Genomic DNA, 5,542 nt, shown 5'->3' on the forward strand with positions numbered 1-5,542 from the left:
GGTCGTCAGGGCGCGGGGGGCGCAGGCATCGCGCAGCGGACGCCGAGGTAGCCGCAGCGGTACGTCGTCTTGAAGACGGCCGTCTTTCCGGCTTTGACCTCGTCCCCGCTGTCGCGCCAGCTCCCGCCGCGTCCGAAGCGGGCCGAGCTCACGACGTCGTTGCCCGTCGTGGTCCACTGGAAGATGTTGCCCGCGAGATCGAGCACCCCTTGCGGGTTCGCGCCGGCCGGGAAGCTCCCGATCGGGCAGGGGCCGTCACGCTTCGTTTTTCCGGACCAACAGAGCTGCTCGGCGGGCGGCTCGTTCCCCCACGGATAGGTCCGACCTTCCGGGCCGCCGCGCGCCGCCCACTCCCATTCCTCGCCGCTCGGCAGGCGCTTGCCCTGCGCTTTGCAGTAGTCGGTCGCCTGCGTGAAATCGATGCAGATCATCGGCAGGTTCCCTTTCCCTTCGGCGCCGTACGTCGAGGGATCGCAGACCTTGACTGCGCCGTCGTTGCACTTCTTCGATTGCACGCACGACGCATATTGATCCGTCGTGGCCAGGTTCACGTCGAGGCAATAGTCCTTCACGGTCACCTGGGTCTTGACCGCGGCGAGCTTGAAGCTGCCGCCCTTGATGCGGACCATCCCGGCCGGGCAGCCGCCCGTATCCGGCACGCTCGCCGGCGCGGGCGTCGTCGCCGCCGGCGCCGCGGTCGTCGCCGGCGCGGCGCTCGCAATGGGGCCCGCCGTGTTCTCCGGCGCAGCGCTCGCAATGGCGGACGCGCTCGGCGCCGGCTCGGCTTGGGCCGAGGGCGTCGAGGCCGGCGCCGCGGATTTGCTTGCGTCCGCCGCGAGGTTCGAGGGCCCCGCGGGCGGCGGATCACTCGTGCCGCCGCAGGCGCTCACGGAGGCCAAGAGGCACGCGGTCACCCACGCGAACGGGGCCATGGCGACCGCGCCCGCGTGCGCCCCGTGGAATGCGTTCGTCCAACGTTTCACCGACATCATTTCGCCTCCCGCTCTCCGTCGTTCACATCGCCGTCACGGTGGGTGCCGCGCGATCTTCCAGCCAATGCTCTTGAATGATGAGCGAGGGTTTCGGCTTGAAAACACCGGCCGCGTCGGCCCCGCCCGTCCAGATTTGCACCACGCGGCGATCACCCCGCCGCATCGGGAATTGCACCTCGCCGCCCTGCCGATCGTCACGATCGATCCAGAACGACACCTCGGCCGCGTCCCCGCCGAGCACCACCATTGCATGTGGCTTCGTCCCGAGGCATCGCACCTTGAGCCATTCGCGCACCCGATACGCCGTGCAAGGCGCCGCGGCCGGGCCCGTGCGCGTCAGCCGGACCTTCGTGGCTTTCGCCCATTCATCGAACGTGGGCGCCTTCGACTTCTCCGTGCCCGGCGGATCCACGTCGAGCGCGACCCCATCGCCGGGCGCCGTCGAAGCGGACGCGGCGGGCGGGGCCTGTGCCGGGGCCGGCGAGGACGCGGTCGCCGCCGCCACGAGCGCGAGGAGGGGGACAGGGATGGCTCTCATAACGTGCGCAAGAACGCGGCGAGCGCGTCTCGCTCTTCCCTCGAGAGTTGATTCGTCTTGCCCATGCGATCGTTGTTCTTCGCGAGAAGCTCGTCCAGCGTCGCCGCGCTCCCGTCGTGCAGGTACGGCGCCCGACCTTCGAGATACAGGAGCGAGGGGACACGCAGCTCGCCCGTCTTCAATTCATCGAAATCGGGCCGCCGCGGAAGCCTCGGCAGCGGATAGACCTGCCGATCCGTGTACTCCGTCTCGGGGACGTGGCAACGCGCGCATTGCACGGCATCCTTCATGAAAACCTCTTTTCCGCGCTGCTCGACCGCATCGAGCGCGCGCTGCTCGCGCGGCGGCGGCCTGAGGCCCGCGCGTACGAACGTGGCGATGCGCAACGCGCGCGCGTCGAGGTTCTGCGGCTCGTGTTTCGGCACGCCTCCCCACCGGTGCAGGCCAAAGCCACCGCGCAGCCGCGCTGCGAGATCGGGGCTCTCGCCAACCCAGCCGTACGGACCGGGCGATTTCACGCGGCCCGCGAGCATCGGCGTCCGGCGCGGCACACCGCGGGTGCGATCGGTCTCGGGCACGTTCTCGGCCGAGCCCACGAAATTCACGTTCGTCCCGTCCTCGGTATTGAATTTCGCCTCGTGCCAAACGTGCCCGTCGTCGCGCCCCTCCGGATGGCAACCGGCGCAGCCGAGGCCCCCGCTCATCAAACGATCCGTCGCATTGTAGAAAAGCCGCCGGCCGATGGCCGCGTCGCCGCCGAGCGGATCGTCCGCGAGACGAACGAGCGTCGGCGCGGGCGCCTTTTCATTGTTCAGAGCGCCGCGCGACGGGTGCGGCGCGAGCGGAATCGCCGCGAGATCGTACGTGGCGCCGCAAAAGACGAACGCCGTCGCCTCGTCCTCCGAAAGCACGATCCCTGCGGGCGCGCCGCCGCGATTCGCGATTCCCAGCGCGGGATCACGCTCGGTGCCCACCTCGTACGCAGCGACGATCGAAAGCGTCGGATCGACCGCGAGCGCATCGACCTCCACGAGCCGATCATCCCCTTCACCCGCGACGAGCAGCGTATCCGTGCTGCGCCGATACACGAGGGCGCGCGGCTGCGTGAAAGGAGCGAGGCTCGTGCCTGGGATTTGCAGCTCGGGCGCGGGCCCCTCCCCCACCGCCCGGATCAGCGTGGTGTGCTCGCGATGGAGCGGCGCGAGGGGTTTGTCCGAGCCTGTCGTCAGCACGTCGACCGTGGCCGCCCCGAACCACGCAATTTCCCCCAATGCGCCGAGCGCGTGCCGCGACGCGAAAAGAAGGCTGTCGTCGGGGGACAACACGAGCGCATACCCGAGCGAAGCATTGAGCGTCTTGCCCACGGGCGTGCGCAGCGGCGAAGGAGGCAGCTCGACGCGCCGGACCGTGGGCGTGCTGCCCCCGAGCTCGTCGATCCGGGTGAGCGGCGCGCCGGTCAGATGCGAAATGTACGCGGATTGCCCGTCCTTCCGGAGCGCGATGCCCCGCGGCTCCCGCCCGACGTCGACCGTCCAGCGGACCTCGTGACTGCGCAGATCGACGGCGCTGACCTTGTGGGTCCACGCGCTCGTCACGATCGCGAGGGATTGATCCGCCGTCACGGCGAGCCCCCAGGCGTCGGCCGGGAGTTTTACGCGAGACGTCTCGGCGAGCGACCCGCCGGGCTCGGCGCGCAGCTCGACGAGCAGCCCCGGATCGCGGATGGTCACGAGCACACGCCCGGGCAAGGTCACGACTTGCGCGGGCGGCCCCGGCATCTCCACGGCCGTCCCGGTCCCCGCCGGCGACAAGGGCAAGGCCACGCGCCGGAGCACGCCGTGATCCTCGTCCGCGACGTAGAGCGCATCCTCGCCCACGCCGCGCGCGAGCGCGCTGCCTTGGCGCGGGCCGATCGACGCGACGTTCGTGGCGGGCGGCGCCGTCGCGGAAGGCGTCGCGGCGACCGAGGCCGACGGCGACGCCGCGCCCGCATCGACGGCGGCCTGGTCCGAGCCCGAACAGGTGCAGCCGCCGCCGAGACCGAGGACGGCGCCGAGCGTCGTACAGGCGAGGGCGAAGCGTGAGCCGAGAGATCCGACGCGGAGCAGGGTAGGCACGGAGATGAGAGCAACATACCCCTGCCCACGTGCTGGGTTCTATGTTTTTCGTACGGTGAGGAAGGCGCGTCAGGATCCAACGTCGGTTACGGCGTGCTCGCCTGTGTCCCCTGCTGGCTCGAAGCCGAAGCAGATGCCACATCGGCAGCGGATGTACTGGCTTCCTGCGTCTTCTTGTCCCCCGTGGTATTTCCGGGCGCTGCCACCGTCGGGGGAGCAGCCGAGGCCCCATCGACGTTCATGAGCATCTGCGTGCCCGGCCCCCCGCCGAGCACGACCACCTTCGTGTTCTCCGATTTCGCGAGCTCCATCTGCGATTTCGCCAGCTCCAGCGCCGCCTCGATGCTGCGCCATTTGAGTAGCTCGGGCGAAACTTTGCTCGCGATGAGGTTGTAATCGCGGACCCCGGCAGCCTCGGTCCGCCTCCGCTCGGCTTCTTTCTCCTCCCTCTCCAGCCTGAAGCGATACTCGAGCATGAGCTGCTCTTGCTTGTACTTGTCCGCGATCGCGCTCTGGACGATCTCGGGCAGCTCGATATCGACGAGCTTGAGCTCGTAGAGCTGCACGTAGGAACGCGCATTCCCGCTCTCATCGATGCGCCCGAGCGCCGATACCTTCCCGACCTCCTGGAGCAGGTCACGCACGCTCGTGTAGATCTCGTGCGCCGTCCGGTTGCCGAAGGTGCGCCGGACGTGGGACTCGACCTCGGGCCGGATCAACCGCTCGAAATAATCGACGCCGATGTCTCGGTGCAGATAACCGAGCATATCCAGGTGCGGCTGGTATCGTACGGAGACCTCTACCGGGAGGTTGAGCCCCTCCTCGCTGAGCACGTCGAATTTCAGCTTTTGCTGCTGCATCCGCGTCTCGTAGACGGTGAGCTCGTCCCAGGGTGGGATCACGTTGAGTCCCTCGCCCCAGATATGATCCGTCACCGTTCCACCGAGGAAAAAACGATACATGACGGCGCTGCTCCCCGCCGGCACGCGGATGAAGATTCGCGGCCAGAGGAAGCCGACCACGAACAGGAGGACGACCAGCGTCGTATAGAGGGTGAATCGGGCCTTCCGGAGCCACTTCGCGAGCCGCTCCCGGAAGGGGAGCTTCTTCGCGTCGTCACTCGAAGATCCGTTTTGCATCTCTTCATCCGCTTTCGGCTTGCTCATGGGCGGCTCTCATCATGCGCGGGTCAGGACGACTTCGTCGCCTTGGAGTCCTCTTTGGACTTCTGCACGTCCGCGACGTACTCCTTGGCGTTCTCGAACTCCTGCTTGAAGTAGCTGCGCACCTTGTGAGGATCGAAATCGAGCAGCGTGCCGCCCGTCTCGAAATGCATGACGAAGACCTTGCCGAGCGCCCGGGTGAACGCGCCCGAGATGACGGGGACCGTGACGAAGCCGAACGCGGTGCCCACGAACGGAATGAGCTTCCCGAGGCTGGCACCGAGCACGGCGCCGGCGCCGACGCCGAGGACGCCCGAGAGGAGCGAGCCGATGAGCTTCTTGGCGATGTCCTCCCGGAAGCTCAAATCGTAAAGCTCCGAGAGCTCGGCGAGCATTTTCACCTGGATGCCCGATACCGTGACCATGTCGACGATGGGCACGGGAACGAGCCCGGCGCCGAGCGCCCACAGCACGTTGCGCCGGATGATGGCATCCGCGCGGCCCACGCGTGAAACGGCCTCGGGGGGCTTCGGCGCGGCGCTGCCCTTGGACGTCTCCCCGGATTTCGGATCGACCTTGGCTTCGGCCTTCGGCGCGCCCCCGGATGCGCTCGTCCCCTCCTCTTGCACCTCGATTCGAGGCTCGTCCGTCTTTTTCTCCGTCGGCTGCTTGGATTGCGCGGTTTCGGTCGTCATGATTCTCCTCCGTTCGCAAGCTGCAACAATGAGCGGG

General features: G+C 68.0%; 5 protein-coding genes. All 5 read right to left on the reverse strand.

Going from position 1 to position 5,542, the window contains the following annotated elements:
* Nucleotides 1-5: 5 nt before the first annotated feature.
* The 5 genes from QHF84_RS04725 to QHF84_RS04745 all read right to left on the reverse strand — a co-directional run bounded on the left by QHF84_RS04725 (nt 6) and on the right by QHF84_RS04745 (nt 5,505).
* The gene (locus tag QHF84_RS04725; RefSeq protein WP_281311955.1) at nt 6-983 is read right to left on the reverse strand and encodes an SUMF1/EgtB/PvdO family nonheme iron enzyme; all 978 of its coding nucleotides are present in this window, start codon (nt 981-983) and stop codon (nt 6-8) included.
* A gap of 31 nt (nt 984-1,014) precedes the next feature.
* Complete coding sequence (locus QHF84_RS04730; protein WP_281311956.1) at nt 1,015-1,530, reverse strand: hypothetical protein; 516 nt, start codon at nt 1,528-1,530, stop codon at nt 1,015-1,017.
* A complete protein-coding gene (locus QHF84_RS04735; protein ID WP_281311957.1) occupies nt 1,527-3,647 on the reverse strand; it encodes a c-type cytochrome in 2,121 nt (706 codons plus the stop codon). Before QHF84_RS04735 ends, QHF84_RS04730 begins: the two co-directional genes overlap by 4 nt.
* 86 nt (nt 3,648-3,733) lie before the next feature.
* Nucleotides 3,734-4,813: a prohibitin family protein gene (locus tag QHF84_RS04740; RefSeq protein WP_281311958.1), complete on the reverse strand. Its 1,080-nt coding sequence runs from the start codon at nt 4,811-4,813 to the stop codon at nt 3,734-3,736.
* 23 nt (nt 4,814-4,836) lie between these two features.
* Nucleotides 4,837-5,505 (reverse strand): DUF697 domain-containing protein, encoded by a 669-nt coding sequence (locus tag QHF84_RS04745; protein ID WP_281311959.1) that lies wholly within the window; start codon nt 5,503-5,505, stop codon nt 4,837-4,839.
* Between the last annotated feature and the right edge of the window lie 37 nt (nt 5,506-5,542).

This window comes from Polyangium sp. y55x31, from assembly GCF_029946505.1.
Taxonomy (GTDB): domain Bacteria; phylum Myxococcota_A; class Polyangia; order Polyangiales; family Polyangiaceae; genus Polyangium.

What these genes read in the sequence shown, in the direction of transcription:
- QHF84_RS04730 (WP_281311956.1), bottom strand. Translation starts at nt 1,530, where the DNA reads ATGAGAGCCATCCCTGTCCCCCTCCTCGCGCTCGTGGCGGCGGCGACC.
- QHF84_RS04740 (WP_281311958.1), bottom strand. Translation starts at nt 4,813, where the DNA reads ATGAGCAAGCCGAAAGCGGATGAAGAGATGCAAAACGGATCTTCGAGT.
- QHF84_RS04745 (WP_281311959.1), bottom strand. Translation starts at nt 5,505, where the DNA reads ATGACGACCGAAACCGCGCAATCCAAGCAGCCGACGGAGAAAAAGACG.